Annotated in this window: 13 protein-coding genes and 1 pseudogene; 5 read left to right on the top strand and 9 right to left on the bottom strand. The window is 62.0% G+C overall.

Features of this window, described 5'->3' with window-relative positions:
* The first annotated feature begins 14 nt into the window (after positions 1-14).
* On the top strand, positions 15-1,019 hold the full coding sequence (gene iolG / locus AOA60_RS16455) for an inositol 2-dehydrogenase (protein WP_099585342.1): 1,005 nt from the start codon (positions 15-17) through the stop codon (positions 1,017-1,019).
* 2 nt (positions 1,020-1,021) lie between these two features.
* Here iolG and AOA60_RS16450 read toward each other — a convergent pair whose 3' ends face one another.
* Both AOA60_RS16450 and AOA60_RS16445 read right to left on the bottom strand, forming a co-directional pair.
* Positions 1,022-2,182: a GGDEF domain-containing protein gene (locus AOA60_RS16450; protein WP_099585341.1), complete on the bottom strand. Its 1,161-nt coding sequence runs from the start codon at positions 2,180-2,182 to the stop codon at positions 1,022-1,024.
* 108 nt (positions 2,183-2,290) lie between these two features.
* Positions 2,291-3,502 (bottom strand): MFS transporter, encoded by a 1,212-nt coding sequence (locus AOA60_RS16445; protein ID WP_099585340.1) that lies wholly within the window; start codon positions 3,500-3,502, stop codon positions 2,291-2,293.
* 144 nt (positions 3,503-3,646) lie between these two features.
* On the opposite strand from AOA60_RS16445, the gene AOA60_RS16440 reads away from it, so the two are divergent.
* Positions 3,647-4,438, top strand: a complete 792-nt coding sequence (locus AOA60_RS16440; protein WP_099585339.1) for a helix-turn-helix domain-containing protein — start codon at positions 3,647-3,649, stop codon at positions 4,436-4,438.
* Here AOA60_RS16440 and AOA60_RS16435 read toward each other — a convergent pair.
* The 3 genes from AOA60_RS16435 to AOA60_RS16425 all read right to left on the bottom strand — a co-directional run bounded on the left by AOA60_RS16435 (position 4,413) and on the right by AOA60_RS16425 (position 9,252).
* The gene (locus AOA60_RS16435; RefSeq protein WP_099585338.1) at positions 4,413-6,971 is read right to left on the bottom strand and encodes an EAL domain-containing protein; all 2,559 of its coding nucleotides are present in this window, start codon (positions 6,969-6,971) and stop codon (positions 4,413-4,415) included. The two genes, AOA60_RS16440 and AOA60_RS16435, sit on opposite strands and share 26 nt — an antisense overlap.
* 74 nt (positions 6,972-7,045) lie before the next feature.
* The gene (locus tag AOA60_RS16430) at positions 7,046-8,185 is read right to left on the bottom strand and encodes an MFS transporter (protein WP_099585387.1); all 1,140 of its coding nucleotides are present in this window, start codon (positions 8,183-8,185) and stop codon (positions 7,046-7,048) included.
* Between the two features lie 44 nt (positions 8,186-8,229).
* Positions 8,230-9,252, bottom strand: a complete 1,023-nt coding sequence (locus AOA60_RS16425) for an alpha/beta hydrolase (RefSeq protein WP_099585337.1) — start codon at positions 9,250-9,252, stop codon at positions 8,230-8,232.
* A 166-nt stretch (positions 9,253-9,418) separates the two neighbouring features.
* On the opposite strand from AOA60_RS16425, the gene AOA60_RS16420 reads away from it, so the two are divergent.
* Positions 9,419-10,333: an AraC family transcriptional regulator gene (locus tag AOA60_RS16420; RefSeq protein WP_099585336.1), complete on the top strand. Its 915-nt coding sequence runs from the start codon at positions 9,419-9,421 to the stop codon at positions 10,331-10,333.
* Here AOA60_RS16420 and AOA60_RS16415 read toward each other — a convergent pair.
* Positions 10,308-10,814, bottom strand: coding sequence for a GAF domain-containing protein (locus AOA60_RS16415; RefSeq protein ID WP_099585335.1), 507 nt, complete (start codon positions 10,812-10,814; stop codon positions 10,308-10,310). The genes AOA60_RS16420 and AOA60_RS16415 overlap by 26 nt on opposite strands.
* A gap of 51 nt (positions 10,815-10,865) precedes the next feature.
* Positions 10,866-12,368 (bottom strand): glycine betaine/L-proline transporter ProP, encoded by a 1,503-nt coding sequence (proP, locus tag AOA60_RS16410; protein ID WP_099585334.1) that lies wholly within the window; start codon positions 12,366-12,368, stop codon positions 10,866-10,868.
* 395 nt (positions 12,369-12,763) lie between these two features.
* Between proP and AOA60_RS16405 the strand changes: the two are divergent.
* Both AOA60_RS16405 and AOA60_RS16400 read left to right on the top strand, forming a co-directional pair.
* Positions 12,764-13,033: pseudogene (locus AOA60_RS16405) on the top strand (GNAT family N-acetyltransferase); the annotation flags it as partial.
* Positions 13,034-13,176: 143 nt separating this feature from the next.
* Positions 13,177-14,580, top strand: coding sequence for an MFS transporter (locus AOA60_RS16400; protein ID WP_099585333.1), 1,404 nt, complete (start codon positions 13,177-13,179; stop codon positions 14,578-14,580).
* 51 nt (positions 14,581-14,631) lie between these two features.
* Here AOA60_RS16400 and AOA60_RS16395 read toward each other — a convergent pair whose 3' ends face one another.
* Together AOA60_RS16395 and AOA60_RS16390 are read right to left on the bottom strand one after the other, a co-directional pair.
* A complete protein-coding gene (locus AOA60_RS16395; RefSeq protein ID WP_099585332.1) occupies positions 14,632-15,924 on the bottom strand; it encodes a sorbosone dehydrogenase family protein in 1,293 nt (430 codons plus the stop codon).
* Entirely contained in the window at positions 15,921-16,334 is a 414-nt protein-coding gene (locus AOA60_RS16390) for a DUF2231 domain-containing protein (RefSeq protein ID WP_178075369.1), read from the bottom strand. Before AOA60_RS16390 ends, AOA60_RS16395 begins: the two co-directional genes overlap by 4 nt.
* Between the last annotated feature and the right edge of the window lie 57 nt (positions 16,335-16,391).

Below are 16,391 nucleotides of genomic sequence, written 5' to 3'. Positions count from 1 at the left end.
TCAGGAGTTCAACCATGTTACGTATCGCTGTTCTAGGTGCCGGGCGCATCGCCAGGATCCACGCCGCCAACGTCGCCGCCCACCCCAACGCCACGCTGGTGCTGGTGGCCGATCCCTGGCGCGAAGGGGTCGATGCGCTCAGCACGCAACTGGGCTGCGAAGCGGCCTACGACTGCGCCGCCGTGCTCACCCGCAAAGACATCGACGCCGTCGTGATCGGCACCCCGACCGACACCCATATCGACCTGATGCTGGCGGCGGTGGCCGAAGGCAAAGCGGTACTCTGCGAAAAACCCATCGACCTCGACATCGCCAAGGCCCGCAGTGCCGCCCAGGCCGTGGAGCGCCAGGGTGGCAATGTCATGCTTGGCTTCAACCGTCGCTTCGACCCCGACATGCTGCGCCTGCGCCAAGCCCTCGACGCCGGCCAGATCGGCGCCGTGCGCCAAGTCATCATCACCAGTCGCGACCCCGGCCTGGCCCCGCGTGACTACCTGGCGCACTCCGGCGGCATCCTGCGCGACATGACCATCCACGACTTCGACACCGCCCGCCACCTGCTCGGCGAAGAACCCGTGGAAGTCAGCGCCATTGCCAGCCGCCTGGTCGACCCCACCCTGGAACAGATCGACGACTACGACAGCGTCATGGTCCTGCTGCGCACGGCCTCCGGCAAGCAATGCCACATCAACTGCTGCCGTCAGGCGGTGTACGGCTACGACCAACGCGTCGAAGTCTCCGGCGCCACCGGCGTCCTGCTCACCGACAACCACCGACCCAGCACCTTGCGCCACTGGGGGGCCGAGCACACTGAAGCGCTGGAACCGTTGCAGCACTTTTTCCTGGAGCGGTATGCGGATGCCTATCGCAATGAGCTGACCCAGTTCATTGACGCGCTCAACGACGGTCGCGAACTGCCCACCAGCGTGCGGGATGGGTTGTATGCGTTGCATTTGGCGGAGTGTGCGTTGGAGTCGGTGAGGACGGGGCGGAGTGTGGGGGTTAGTTACGATCTCTAGCGCTAGGTACTGACGCCGGTCCGATCCACCAACCGAATACTGTCCCGCCCACCCCGCTTGGACTCATACAACGTCGAATCACCTTGCTCGATCAACGCCGCCAGGCTTTCCGGCGGCTGATCGAACAGGTTGGCGCCGATGCTCAGGGTCACGGGCTGCGGGGTGCTGAAGCTCTGCGCGGCCAGTTGTTGGAACTGCCCGCGCAGGTTGCTGCCCAGCTCGACGATCTGCTCGGTCGACGCCGGGTTCAGCAGGATCACAAACTCATCGCCGCCCAGCCGCGCCGCCAATGCGCCTTGGGGCACGACGGCACGGATCATTTCGCTCAGGGCAATCAGCAGGCGGTCGCCAGCCGTGTGCCCGTGGAGGTCGTTGACGCCTTTGAAGTTATCGATGTCGATCAGCAGCAGGGCGCCGGGTTGGGTTGGGGAGACCTGGGCCAGCAGGCGCGGGGCGCGCAGGTCAAGGGCGCGGCGGTTGTAGAGGGCGGTGAGTGGGTCGCGGGCCGCGAGGCGGGCGATGTGTTGTTCGCGGCGGTAGCGTTCGGAGCCGGTCATGGACAGGGCGATCAGCATGATTGCCATGGCGCCTTCGACCAGGGAGACCTGGATGATTTCGCCCTTGAAGGCGGCGAGGTCGATCAAAGTGCCGGGGATCACCACCGACAGTGCCTTGGCCACGTAAAAGATCCCGTGGAGCAGCAGCACGAAACGCAGCTGCACCGCGCCGACGCTCAGGGACCGGCCATGGGGCCGCAGCAGGAAACTGGCGCGCAGGGTGGGCAGGGCGACCAACAGCGATTGCACCGCCAGCATGGCCTTGGACCAGGACGGGTCGGCTGGCAAGGCGAGCATGGCGAACCAGATCACGGGCATCAGGACCCAGGCACGCGACACCCGCACTTGAGTAAACCGCGCTACGCCGAGCAGAAACAGGAAGTGTGCGGTCACCAGCAAACCGTTGGCGAACCAGATACCGATGACTAAAAAGCCATTGATGCGCAGCAGGGCCAAGGTGGAGCCAATGGTGATGGTGGCGAAACCGCTGCTCCACAACAGCAGCGAGGGCTCGCGCACGCTGCGCCATTCAACCAACAGGTAAAGGGCGGCAGCGGCTGCCAGGGCAACGGTGAGTGCCAGAATCGTAGGAGGGTCGAGCGTCATGTCTTGCAGGATCTGCCTGGTGTGCGTTCAAACCGGGATTGTAAGCGCACACGCAGGTTTTTCAGAGCTTTCTGGGTAATGGCACACAGCCAGCCGATGATCGGCCAGTCAGATCCCTTTGGTCGATGGCAACAGGACCGTCAGGATGCCCACCAGCGGCAGGAACGAGCACAGTTTGTAGACGTACTCGATGCCGTGGGTATCGGCGAGCAAACCGAGCAACGCCGCGCCAATCCCGCTGAAGCCGAACATCAGGCCGAAAAATATCCCGGCGATCATGCCGACGTTGCCAGGCACCAACTCCTGGGCAAATACCACGATGGCCGAGAACGCCGAGGCCAGGATAAAACCGATTACCACGCTGAGCACGGCCGTCCAGAACAGGTCGACATAGGGCAGGGCCAGGGTGAACGGCGCGGCACCAAGGATCGAGAACCAGATGACTTTCTTGCGCCCGATCCTGTCGCCGATAGGTCCACCCGCGAAGGTGCCCACGGCCACCGCACCGAGGAACAGGAACAGGTACATCTGGGAACTCGATACCGACAGGTGGAATTTTTCAATCAGGTAAAACGTGAAGTAACTGGTCAGGCTGGTCATGTAGAAGTACTTGGAGAACACCAGCACTGCCAGCACCACCAGGGCAAACGTCACGCGGCCTTTGGACAAGCCGTGGGTGGCTTTGCCGCCTTGCTTGAGCTTGAACAGGTTGAGGTGGCTGCGGTACCAGCGGCTCAAGCCGTACAGCACCAGGATCGCGAACACGGCAAACAGCCCGAACCAGGCGATATTGCCCTGGCCGTAGGGAATGATGATCGCCGCTGCCAGCAACGGGCCCAAGGCACTGCCAGTGTTGCCGCCGACCTGGAAGGTCGACTGCGCCAGGCCGTAGCGCCCGCCGGAGGCCAGGCGCGCCACGCGGGAGGTTTCCGGGTGGAAGGTCGACGAGCCCACGCCCACCAGCCCTGCCGCCAGCAGGATCGCCGGGAAGCTGCCGACAAATGCCAGCATCAGAATACCGATCAAGGTGCACACCATGCCGGCCGGCAGCAGCCAGGGCTTGGGATGACGGTCAGTGTGGTAGCCGATCCACGGTTGCAGCAGCGAGGCGGTCAGTTGGAAGGTCAGGGTGATCAGCCCCACCTGGGCAAACGTCAGCCCGTAGTTGGCCTTGAGCATCGGGTAGATAGACGGCAGCACGGCCTGGATCAGGTCATTGATCAAGTGCGCCAGCGCACAGGCGCCGAGGATGCGCATGACCAGGGGGCTTGCTTGGGGCGCAGGGGTGGCAGTGGCGGGTGACGCGGTGAGTGTCGACATGCAGGCATTCCATACAAGGCGGTGAACAGGGGCCGCCGATACGTGGTCGGCGGTCCATTTCAAATTGTTTCGGGGTTTATGCTAGATTCAGTAAAAATGTCTGTCTCACGAAATTCGGGCGGTAACTGTCGCAAAAAGGGCTAAATGATCAAATCACTGGATAAATTCCTGCAGGAGATCGACGAAGGCGAGTGGGCCGTGATCAGTTCGGCCACCGACTATCCGGAAAACTGGGTGATCCCCGATCACAGCCACGAGAAGCATCAACTGCTCTACGCGACCGAAGGGGTCATGGTAGTGCATTCGGCGCAGAACCAGTGGACCGTGCCGCCCAATCGCGGCTTCTGGATGCCCTGCGGGCACGTGCATTCCCTGCGCTGTGTGGGCCCGCTGAAAATGCGCAGCGTGTTTGTGCGCCCCGACAGCTTCCCCAATCTGCCCACCGAAACCAAGGCGGTGAGCATCTCGCCGCTGCTGAGCGAGCTGATCAAAGCCTCGGTCAGCCTCAAGCCGCCGTATGCCGAGGATTCGCGGGATGCGCGGATCATGCACCTGATCCTCGACGAACTGGCTGACCTGCCCGCGTTGCCGTTATCCCTGCCGCAACCGGCCGACCCGCGGATCCAGCGGATTTGCCTGGCGCTGCAACAGGATCCGGGCGATGCCTCGACGGTAGCGGACTGGAGCGAGCGCCTGGGCCTGGATCAGAAGACCATCCAGCGTCTGTTCCGCAAGGAAACCGCCATGACCTTTGGCCAATGGCGTCAGCAGGCGCGGCTGCTACTGGCTCTGGAACGCATGGCGATCGGGGAGAAGATCATCGACGTGGCGCTGGAGCTGGGCTACGACAGCCCGAGCGCCTTCACCAGCATGTTCAAGAAACAGTTCGGCAAGACGCCGAGCCTGTTCTTCAAGCAGGGCCCAGCAAGCGGTTGAACGCGTCGATATCCAGGGGGCGGCTGAGGAAGTAACCCTGGCCCTCGTCACAGGCCACGGCCTTGAGCATCGCCAGGTGTTCGGCGGTTTCGATGCCTTCGGCGGTGACCGTCAGCGCCAGGGCGCGGCCCAGTCCGACGATGGCGTGGATGATGGCTTGGTCGTCCTCGCTGTCTTCCAGCCGGGTCAGGAAGCTGCGGTCGATCTTCAAACCATCGAACGGGAACGCACGCAGGTAGCTCAGCGAGGAATACCCAGTGCCGAAATCGTCCATGGCAATGCGGATGCCCAGTTGCTTGAGGGCGCGCATCACGTCCAGCGCACCGACGGCGTCTTCGAGCATGACGCTTTCGGTGATTTCCAGTTCCATCCGCGCCGGGTCGATCCCCGAGACCTGCAAGGCGTGGCGCACGCGTTCCATCAGGTTGCCGCGCTTGAACTCGGTGGGCGACAGGTTCACCGATACGAACAACCCATCCGGCCACTGCGCGGCACAGGCGCACGCGGTTTCCAGCACCCAATCGCTCAGCGACAGGATCAAACCTGACTCTTCGGCAATCGGGATAAAGGTGTCTGGCGCGATCAGGCCGCGGTCCGGGTGTTGCCAACGCACCAGCGCCTCGGCGCCGACCATCTGGCCATCGGCAATGCGATAACGCGGCTGGAAGTGCAGGCGCAATTCCCCATGCGTGATGCCGTAGCGCAGATCACTCTCCAGGCGACGACGCTCGATGATCCGCGCATTCATCTCGCCGGAGTAAAAGCGCCAGGTATTGCGCCCAGCGGACTTGGCCTCGTACAGCGCGATGTCGGCGTAGCGCAGCAGTTCGGTGACGGCGCTGGCGTCATTGGGCGCCAGGGCAATGCCGATGCTGGCGCTGATAAACACTTCCTGCTCGTCGATGCGGATGGCCCGCTCGATGGAAGCGATCAAGCGGCGGCACAGGTTTTCGACTTCGTTCAGGGTGCCGGCCTCGCTGAGGATCAGCACAAACTCATCGCCGCCAACCCGCGCCACGAGGTCGCCGTGGCGCACGCAATCGGTCAGGCGGCTCGACACTTCGTTGAGCACACGGTCGCCGGCGGCATGTCCGAGCAAGTCATTGACCGGCTTGAAGCGGTCCAGGTCCAGGCTGAGCATCACCACGGGTTGCTCAAGGGTCGGCAGTGCCTTGAGCTTGGCGTCGAGGAAGGCTTGCAGGCGCGTGCGATTGGGCAGCCCGGTCAGGGCGTCGTGCTGGGACAGGAACTCGATGCGTCTGCGCGCCTCGACCTCTTCGGTCACGTCGGTGGCCGTGCCGCGAAACCCGCCGCACGGCATTTCCCGCGCCGATAGTCGGGTGGTGCGCTCCAGTCCTTTGGCATCCACATACAGGCATAGCACGCTAAGGTCCGGGCGCCTGCCGGGCGTGCACAACCACTGTGACAACAGCCCGTCTTCGGTGCCCAGCAGGTCATTCATGGCTGCGCCGATCCATGCGCCGCGGGCCAATCCGGTCACGCTTTCGAAACGCTCCGACAGGTAGGTGAAACGCCAGGCGGCATTGATCTCCCAGACCCAGTCGGAGCTGGCTTCCACTACATCGCGAAAGCGCGCTTCGCTGGTGGCCAAGGCGCTCTGGCTGGTTTGCAATGAACTATGACTGGCATCCAGGGCCAGGGCAGCGGCGGTGCTGCGGCGCAAAATCATCCACGTCATCAGGCACACCAGCAACGCGGCCAGGCCCAGCAAGGGCAGGCCGACACCAATCAAGCGCCGGCCGGGCTGTTCCGGCTGCCAGTACAGGCTGCCGGCGCTGCCGTGGTCGCCGAGTGGCAGAAACACGCCCTTGGCGATGTCGTCAGGGCTGGCGATGTGCAGGTTGTCCACGCCAAAGTCATTGCCGATCCGGCCCAGTTTGGCGCTGTCGAGAATGTCGACGAAGATCAGCACCGAGGCTGGCCGGCCATCCGTAACCACAGTGGGGTCGGTGCCAGGAGTGATCGCGGCGGCGGCCACCAGCGCCGGGCTGCCGCGTACGTTGATGAACGTGCTCACGGGGGTTTCGTCGTCGGCACCGGCGCGGGCCTGTTCGAGAAGCTGGGTCAGGGGCTGGTCGAGCCATTCGCTGATTTCAAAGGCTTGCAGTTCGCCCTCGACCACCGCGTAGACGGTGCGGTTGGCGTCGTTGACCACAAACAGGCCTTGAAAGCCGAAATCATGGAACAGTGTCGAGCCGATATTGCCACGGGCGTAGGCCCACTCCTTGTCGACCTCGATATGCAGGTGCCTGTAGGCATCGCTCCAGAATGCGTAATCCTTGACCGTCACCCGCATGGCTTTTTCCATGGACTGCATGGCTTTGCGGGTATGAAACGCGCTTTCGGCCTGCTCGGTGTGGTCCAGCTCATGGGCAATGTAAAGCAGCGAGTAAGCCGCTGCCGCAAAGACAACGGCCAACAGGACCATGAAGTTGAATAGTGACGTGCGCGTCAGCGACAGGCTGGTACGGGTGGACAGCGAGCGAACGATCGGAGCGAGAGAGTTGGGCATTATTTCGCGCAGGGCCTCGCTGCATGTCAGGGGTATGACAGCTTATCGGCGGCCCTGGAAAAAGGTTGAGCGCGTCAGGCGGTGCTCAAGCGCCCGGCGCGATAACTGACCCGGCGTGCCGCCCACGCCAGCAACGCGGCCACGCACAGCAGCGTCGCACTCAACTCGAACGTCGCCTGATAACCACTGATATCAAACACCACGCCTCCCACTGTGGCACCTGAAGCAATCGCCAACTGGATGATCGCGACCATCAAGCCGCCTCCAGCCTCGGCATTGTCGGGCAGGGTGTTTGCCAGCCAGGTCCACCAGCCTACGGGGGCGGCGGTGGCGACCAGGCCCCAGAGTCCCAGCAACAGGGTCGTCATCCCGGTCGAGCTGCCGAAAGCGACCAAGGCCAGGGCGATCAACGCCATCAGCAGTGGGATAGCAATCAGCGTGGGATACAGGCTGCGCTTCAAAAACCGTTCGATCAGGAACGTGCCCGCCAGACCGGCCAGGCCGAGTACCAGCAGCATCAGCGATAACAGGGATACGCTGACTTGAGTGACGGTTTCCAGAAACGGTCGCAGGTAGGTGAACAACATGAACTGGCCCATGAAAAACACACTGACGGCGAGCATGCCGATGGCCACCGGCGGGTGTTTCATCAGGCGCAGCACATTGGTGGTCTTTGCGTCGCCGTGGGTTTTGATCGACGGCAGGCTGATCAGCAGCCACACCACGGCAATCACTGCCACCGGCACCACGCAGAAAAACGCGCCACGCCAGCCGATCATCCCGCCGAGAAAGCTGCCGAGCGGCGCGGCAATCACCGTTGCAAGGGCGTTGCCGCCGTTGACCATGGCCAAGGCACGCGGCACTTGGGCTTCGGGCACCAGGCGCATGGCGGTGGCAGCCGACAGGGACCAAAACCCACCAATCGCCACGCCGATCAGCACACGCCCCAGCATGAAGATCAGGTAATTCGGCGCAAGTGCTACCACCGTCCCGGACACGATCATCAGCAGGGTCAGTGCCACCAGCAGGCGCTTGCGATCCACCCGGGCCGCCACGGCGGCAATCACCAGGCTGGTGAGCAAGGCAAACAGCCCCGACACAGAGATGCCTTGACCGGCCTGTCCCTGAGTGATGTCGAGGTCAGCCGCCAGCGGCGTCAGCAGGCTCACCGGCATAAACTCCGAGGCGACCAATGTAAAGGCCGCCAGGGACATGGCGAGCACCGCGCCCCAGTGCGGTGCAGTCGAGTGACCGGGCTTCACTTGAGGTTGTTCTTGAAGAAGGCGGTGAGCTGGGCGAACGGAATCAGGTTGACCCGGTCGTACAGATCCACATGGCCCGCATTGGGGATGATGAGCAGTTCTTTCGGTTCGGCCGCACGCTGGTAGGCGTCCTCGCTGAACTCGCGGGAGTGGGCGTTGGCACCCGTAATCAACAGCAGTGGGCGCGGGGAAATCGTCTCGATGTCGTTGAACGGGTAGAAGTTCATGAACTTCACGTTGCTGGTCAGCGTCGGCATGGTGGTGGTCTGTGGCGATGCACCGGCAGGCGTGACTTGGCCGCGTGGGGTGCGGTAGAAATCGAAGAACTCGTCACCCACCGGGTCGCCCGTCAGCGTGAGCGGCGAGCCGCTGGTGTAGAGGGTTTCGCCGCCCTGGAATTCCACGTAGCGCTGGTTCGCCGCCTGCAGCAGGATGTGCCGGCGCTGTTCCAGCGTGACGCCGTGCTTGAGCCCGTTGCGGTTGGCCGCGCCCATGTCGTACATACTGACGGTGGCGATGGCCTTGAGGCGTGGGTCGATTTTTGCGGCAGCAATGGCAAAGCTGCCGCTGCCGCAGATACCGATCACGCCGATGCGCTCACGGTCGACCATCGGCCGGGTGCCGAGGAAGTCCACGGCGGCGCTGAAGTCTTCGACGTAGAGGTCGGGCAGCACCGCATTGCGCGGTGCACCGGCGCTTTCGCCCCAGAACGACAGGTCCAGGGACAGTGTGACGAAGCCCTGTTCGGCCATTTTGGCGGCATACAGGTTGGCGCTCTGTTCTTTGACGGCCCCCATGGGGTGGCCGACGATGATTGCAGGGTTTTTTGCGCCAGCGGCGAGGTTTTTCGGCACGAACAGGTTGCCGGCAACCTGCAGGCCGTATTGGTTGTTGAAGGTGACCTTTTCGACTGTCACCTTGTCGCTTGTGTAGAAGTTGTCAGCACCGTTGGACATATCGGCTCCCAGAGCAGTTAACGACGTCACCAGCAAACCCAGGGCAAGCAAGAGGCGTTTCATGGGTGGATCCTTGAAGGGGTTGGTCCGTACATTTTCCCGGTGTGTCCGTAGGTTCTGTAGTGCGTTGCGCTGGATTACTTGCCTGATGCTCTGAGTCTGTGGGTTTGCCGGGGACGCCATGGGCTGTGCGGGGTACAGTTCGTGAACCAACGAAAAAGGGCGGGTTATGAAGAACAATCTGGACGCGCTGATTCACGCCATCGCTTCGCGCATCGGCGCACCTGGGGACAGCCCCATGCCAATCCCAGGCCTGGGGTTTTATCGGCGCGAGCAGCCGTGCACGCCGGTGGTGTGCATGGTCGAACCGAGCATCGTGCTGGTCGCCCAAGGTCAGAAGCAGTTATGGGTAGGCGGCGAAGGGTATCCGTATGACACGTCGCGCTTTCTGGTGACGTCGCTGGATATACCGGCCAATTCCGAAGTGCTGCAAGCGAGCCCTGCGCGGCCGTGCCTGGGGCTGACCTTCAAGCTGGACCTGCGCATATTGGCCGAGCTTATAGCCCAGAGTGAGTTGCCGCCCAAGCGCGAGCGCTCTGCGCTGAAGGGGGTCGGCATCGGTGTGGTCACCGAGGGCATGCTGGCGTCATTTGCGCGGCTGGTGGCGTTGCTCGATGAGCCCGAAGCGATCCCGGTCCTCGCGCCGTTGATCCAGCGCGAAATCCACTACCGGCTATTGCAGAGTGACCAGTCGGATCGACTGCGCCAGATCTGTTCGGTGGACGGGCAGGGGTATCGCATCGCCAAGGCGATTGACTGGCTCAAGCTCAATTACGACGCGGCACTGCGCGTTGAAGACCTGGCGGCGCGGGTGCAGATGAGCGCGGCGACTTTCCATCATCACTTTCGCCAACTCACGGCAATGAGCCCATTGCAGTATCAGAAGTGGCTGCGCTTGAACGAGGCGCGCCGGTTGATGCTCAACGAGCATCAGGATGTGTCCAGCGCGGCGTTCAAAGTGGGCTATGAAAGCCCTTCGCAGTTCAGCCGCGAATACAGCCGGCTGTTTGGAGTGCCGCCCAAGCGCGATATCGCCGGGTTGCGCGGCAAGCCTGGATTCAGCGATCGCTCTGCGTCAGGTTAGCGAAAAAAATGCAGCCGATCAGCCGCGCAAACAGGCTCAGGGTTTCTGGCAGGTTGGGGTCGTCAAACAGCATTGCCTGTGAATCCAAGGCACACAGCGCGCCGAACAATCGGCCGTCGGGCAGGAAGATCGGCGCACCGGCGTAGCTTTCGATGGCGAACTGCTTGACCACCGGGCGTGCGGCGAAGCGGCCGTTTGCACTGACTTGCGGGATGAACAAGGTCTGGGGGTTGATGCAGAACTCGCTGCACAGGGTGGTTTCGAGGTCGAGCACGTCGTCCACATGGATCCCCATTGCCATGGGGTCGTGGACCGAGCAGACCACCCATTCCAGATCGGTGAACTTGGCGATGCCGGCAAAGCGCATGCCGGTCAGACGGGTGACCAATTGCAGGATGCTGGTGGTGGCTTCTATTTCGGCGATGGCGGCGCGTTCGTCTGCGCTGAGTAACGATTGTGCTGAGGTGACGCTGGGAAGCATGCTGAACACTCCAAAAGCGTGGTGGCCTGGGCCACCACGCACGGTCAGGGCTTAATTGATTCGCGGATGCTGTTGTACCAGATTCTGGCGCTTGGCTTCCAATGCAGCAATTTCGGCGTCGATGTCTTCGATCTTCTGCTCGATATTGTCGTGGTGTTCCTGCAGCAACTCCTTGGCTTCTTCCATGTCCGACGCCGCCGGTGCCGCGCCACGCAGGGGCTTGTTGGCGGTTTCCTTCATGGTCAGGCCGGTGATCAGGCCGACCACGGCAAACACCATCAGGTAATAGGCGGGCATGAACAGGTCATTGGTGCTTTCCACCAGCCAGGCCACGGCGGTCGGGGTCACACCGGCGATCAGCACCGAAACGTTGAACGCACTGGCCAATGCACTGTAGCGCAAGTGGGTGGGGAACATCGCCGGCAACGTCGAGGCCATCACACCGATGAAGAAGTTGAGGATCACCGCCAGGATCAGGAGACCGGCGAAGATCAGGCCGATCTTGCCGCTGGTGATCAGCATGAATGCCGGGATCGACAGGAACAGCAAGCCAACGCTACCGGCGATGATGAAGGGCTTGCGACCGATCTTGTCGCTGACAAAACCGATGAACGGCTGCACAAACAGCATGCCGACCATGATCGCGATGATGATCAGCACGCCGCTGTTTTCTTTGTAATGCAGGTTGTGGGACAGGTAGCTCGGCATGTACGTGAGCAGCATGTAGTACGTCACGTTGGTCGCCGCGACGATGCCGATGCAGGTCAGCAGGCTGCGCCAATGCTTGGTGGCGACTTCCTTGAACGAGACCTTGGGACCATGGGTCAGGCCTTCGCGGTCGCCTTGTTCGAGCTTGTCCATGTGCTGCTGGAACGCTGGGGTTTCTTCCAGCGCATGGCGCAGGTACAGGCCGATGATGCCCAGGGGCAGGGCGAGGAAGAACGGCAGGCGCCAGCCCCACGCTTCAAATTCGGCTTCGCCGAGCACGCTGGAGATCAGCACCACCACACCGGCACCCAGCACAAAACCGGCAATCGAGCCGAAGTCCAGCCAGCTGCCGAGGAAACCGCGCTTGCGGTCCGGGGCGTATTCGGCGACGAAAATCGACGCGCCGGTGTATTCACCCCCCACCGAGAAACCCTGGGCCATTTTGCACAGCAGCAACAGGATCGGCGCCCAGATGCCGATGGAGGCGTAGCCGGGAATCAAGCCGATGGCGAAGGTGCTCAGGGACATGATCACGATGGTGGCGGCGAGGACTTTCTGTCGCCCGTACTTATCGCCGAGCGCGCCGAAGAACAGGCCACCCAGCGGGCGAATCAGGAATGGCACGGAGAACGTACCCAGTGCGGCGATCATTTGTACGCTGGGGGAGGCGTCCGGAAAGAACACTTTACCGAGCACATAGGCGACAAACCCGTAGACACCGAAGTCGAACCATTCCATGGCATTGCCCAGGGCGGCGGCGGTTATCGCCTTGCGCACCTTGGCATCGTCGACGATGGTGATGTCCTTCAACCCGATGGGTTTAACGCTTTTTTTACGTAATTTCATGCGAACCACTCTAAAACCGAACAGGGGTGGTGCTATCACCGCGATAGCACCGCTCTGTCAGTTCAGATACAAGCGGACACGAAATAATTCACCCGCAGGTGTATTTTTTCTCAACCGGGTGCAGAACCACCTGTGGGAAGCGCAATTTTCCAGCTCCACGAGCTCCCTGATAGTGAGCTGGCTTTTGTGATGGGCGGGCTTCTGTGGTGAGCGGGCTTGCCCCGCGCTGGGCTGCGAAGCAGCCCCAAAACCATACAGCTCGGTTTGTCTGGAAAAACGGGGGTGGTTCTGATGGGGCCGCTGCGCAGCCCAGCGCGGGGCAAGCCCGCTCACCACAACAAGCCCGCTCACGACAAAAAAGAGCGGCATCTTGAGAGAGGATCAACCCAATGGCCACCGAGCGCCGCATCAACCTCGGCTACCGTTTTGCCGTGGAGGCGTGGGGGCAGGGCTATGCCACCGAACTTGCCCGCGATGCCCTGGCGTTGGCCTTTGAAAACCTGAACGTGCCCCAAGTGTTCGGGCTGGTGCGACCCGATCACGCCGCCTCGATCCGCGTGTTGGAAAAGGTTGGCATGCAGCACTTCGGCCTTCTTGACGATGTGCCTGGCCAGGCGCCCAGCCTGGTCTTGCGTATTTGTCATCCTACAACTGAGTCTCCGTGAAACTTCTCGTAACCATGTGGTACCTAGACAAACGTTAATCTTTGAGATTGACACCGCTCAGGCGTCTCGCTATAAAAGCCGCAGTTGTACGACGACATATGACGTTACATATGTCCTGACTAACAAAAATAAAAAGTGATGCCATGAATCTGAACGAGCCCATCAGCGCCCACCGCGTGGGTCAGGCGGTAGGCAACTATCGCTGGACCATCTGTGCGATGTTGTTTTTCGCCACCACCGTCAACTACCTCGACCGTCAGGTGCTCAGCCTGTTGGCGCCGCAGTTGTCCACGCAATTTGGCTGGAGCAACACGGATTACGCCAACATCGCGGCGGTGTTCCAGTTCGTGTATGCGATTTCCATGCTGTTTGCCGGGCGGTTTGTCGACAAGATCGGTACCAAGGCCGCCTATGTGGTCGCGATTGCCATCTGGTCCACCGGCGCCATCATGCATGCGTTCTCGGTGCAGATGGGTGAGGGCATCGCCGCCGTCAGCGGCGCGATTGGGTTGGCGGTGATTCCGGTATCGATTGCCGGCTTCATGCTCTCCCGTGCAGTGCTGGCGATTGGCGAGGCAGGTAATTTCCCGATTGCGATCAAGGCCACCGCCGAATATTTCCCCAAGAAGGAGCGGTCCTTCGCGACCGGTATCTTCAACTCCGGTGCCAATGTCGGCGCAATCCTGGCGCCGATCTGCGTGCCGCTGATTGCCGGTATGTGGGGCTGGGAGGCCGCCTTCATGGTGATCGGCATGCTCGGCTTCCTGTGGGTGGCGGTGTGGGCGGCGGTGTATGAAAAGCCCGAGCAGCAAAAACGCCTGTCGGCCGAAGAACTGGCCTATATCCGCAGTGACCAGACCGTACAGCCACACACCAAAGCCCCGGCTGGCACGTCCGAGAAGAAAGTTTCGTGGTTCAAGCTGCTGACCTACCGCCAGACCTGGGCCTTTGCCTTCGGCAAGTTCATGACCGACGGCGTGTGGTGGTTCTTCCTGTTCTGGCTACCGACTTACCTGTCGGCGCAATACGGCATGAAAGGCGCCGATATCGTCATGCCGCTGGCGGTGCTGTACAGCATGACCATGGTCGGCAGTATCGGCGGCGGCTGGTTCCCCAGCTACTTCATGGCCCGCGGCGATGCTCCGTACGACGGCCGCATGAAAGCCATGCTGGTGATCGCGCTGTTCCCGCTGGTGGTACTGCTGGCGCAGCCCCTGGGCTATATCAGCTTCTGGGTTCCGGTATTGCTGATCGGCGTGGGTGCGTCTGCGCACCAGGCGTGGTCGTGCAACATCTTCACCACCGTGTCGGACATGTTCCCGCAGAAAACCGTGGCCTCGGTGGTCGGCATTGGCGGCATGGCCGGTGGGATCGGCGGCGTGGTGATGACCAAGATCGGCGGTTGGGTGTTCGACTACTACAAGTCGATCAACGATATCCACACTGGCTACATGATCATGTTCGCCATCTGCGCGCTGGCTTACCTGGTGGCCTGGAGCGTGATGAAGACTTTGGTGCCGCGTCACAAGGAAATCACTGACCTGTAACGCGAACTCCATGTACGGGCTTTTCTGTAGCAGAAAACCCCGCATCCGCTGCTATTGGTTGCGCGTCACTCGCCACACCGTATTGGCCAAGTCATCGGCAATGATCAGTGCACCCTTGGGGTCCACCGTCACACCCACCGGGCGGCCACGGGTCTTGCCGTCGTCGCCACGGAAGCCGGTGGCGAAATCAATCGGCTCGCCCGCCGGTTTGCCATTGCTGAACGGCACAAAGATCACCTTGTAGCCCACCGGATTCTCACGGTTCCAACTGCCGTGCTCGCCGACGAACACCCCATCGGCGAATTTCTCGCCCATGGCCGGGATGGAGAAGTCCACACCGAGCGCCGCCACATGGGAGCCCAGGCTGTAATCGGGCTTGATCGCGGCCGCGACTTTGGCCGGGTTCTGCGGTTGCGCACGCGGGTCGACGTTCTGGCCCCAGTAGCTGTAGGGCCAGCCGTAGAACGCGCCTTCACGCACCGACGTCAGGTAATCCGGCACCAGGTCGGGGCCGAGTTCGTCGCGTTCGTTGACTACTGTCCACAATTGCCCGGAGTCCGGTTGGATGGTCAGCGCCGTCGGGTTGCGCAGCCCGGTGGCATAGGGCTTGTGCGCGCCGGTGGCGGCGTCGATCTGCCAGACCATGGCGCGGTCGATTTCCACTTCCATGCCCCGTTCGGTCACGTTGCTGTTGGAGCCGATACCCACGTAGAGCTGGCGCCCGTCTGCACTCACGGCCAGGGACTTGGTCCAGTGGTGGTTGATCTGTGCCGGCAGGTCGGTGACTTTGACCGGCGCGCCACTGGCCTTGGTCTGGCCGTCGGTGTAGTCGAACCGCACCAGCGCATCCTGGTTGGCCACGTAGAGCTTGCCGTCGGCAAATGCCAGGCCGTAGGGCGCGTTGAGGTTGTCGGCGAACACGGTTTTCAGCTCGTAGGTGCCGTCACCGTCGGCGTCGCGCAGCAGGGTCAGGCGGTTGCCGCCCTTGACCTTGGTGTTGCCCTCGGCCTTGATCAGGCTGGCGATCACATCCTTGGGCTTGAGCTTGGCCGCACTGCCGCCACGGCCTTCGGCGACGAGGATGTCACCGTTGGGCAGCACCAGGGTCTGGCGCGGAATCGCCAGGTCGGTGGCGATTGCGGTCACGCTGTAACCCTCGGGCACTTTGGGTTTCTGCTCGCCCCACGGCGCGGGCTCGGCGATCTTCATGCTCGGCAGCAGGCTGCTTTGCTGCTCGGGCAACTTGGGATCAGGGCCACGGGCCTGGGTTTTATCGCCTTCGCCACCACAGGCACTCAGCAGCAGGGCGGCACTCAACAGGGTCAATGTATTGGACGTTTTCATTTGGCACCTCCCGAACGCAGGCCAGTCCACGTGGCTGCCAGCGTCAGCAGCATCACGATTGCCGACAACACCAGGCCGGTCGGCATGGCGGCGTAGGCATCCTTGGCGTGTTGGAAGGCGTTGACCAAGCCCAGGACCCAGGTGACCAACAGCAGCAGGACATACAGCGTGGGCTGCCCGGCCTTGCGCTCGGCGCGCAGCAGGTTGATCAGTGCAAACAGCAGCGCAAAACCACCGAATACCAAGGCACCGGCAATCAGCCAGGAGGCGAAGTTGGCCCATTGAATCTGGTAGGTCTGGGTGTAGGCAATGTCACTGAGCAGGGCGCCGAGAAACAGCGGCACGGTGCCGGCGAGCAAGGTCGCATGCAGCGGGCCTGGCGTGCGGCGATAAGTGGAGAGGGTAGTCATGGTGATGGCGGCTCCTTGTCTGTTTCAACGTAGCTTTTTTTTCAACGTCGCGTTGTT

Origin of the sequence: Pseudomonas sp. 2822-17, from assembly GCF_002742485.1 — a bacterium.
GTDB classification, from domain to species: Bacteria; Pseudomonadota; Gammaproteobacteria; order Pseudomonadales; family Pseudomonadaceae; genus Aquipseudomonas; species Aquipseudomonas cyclaminis.
This window is presented reverse-complemented; position numbering and strand designations above follow the sequence as displayed.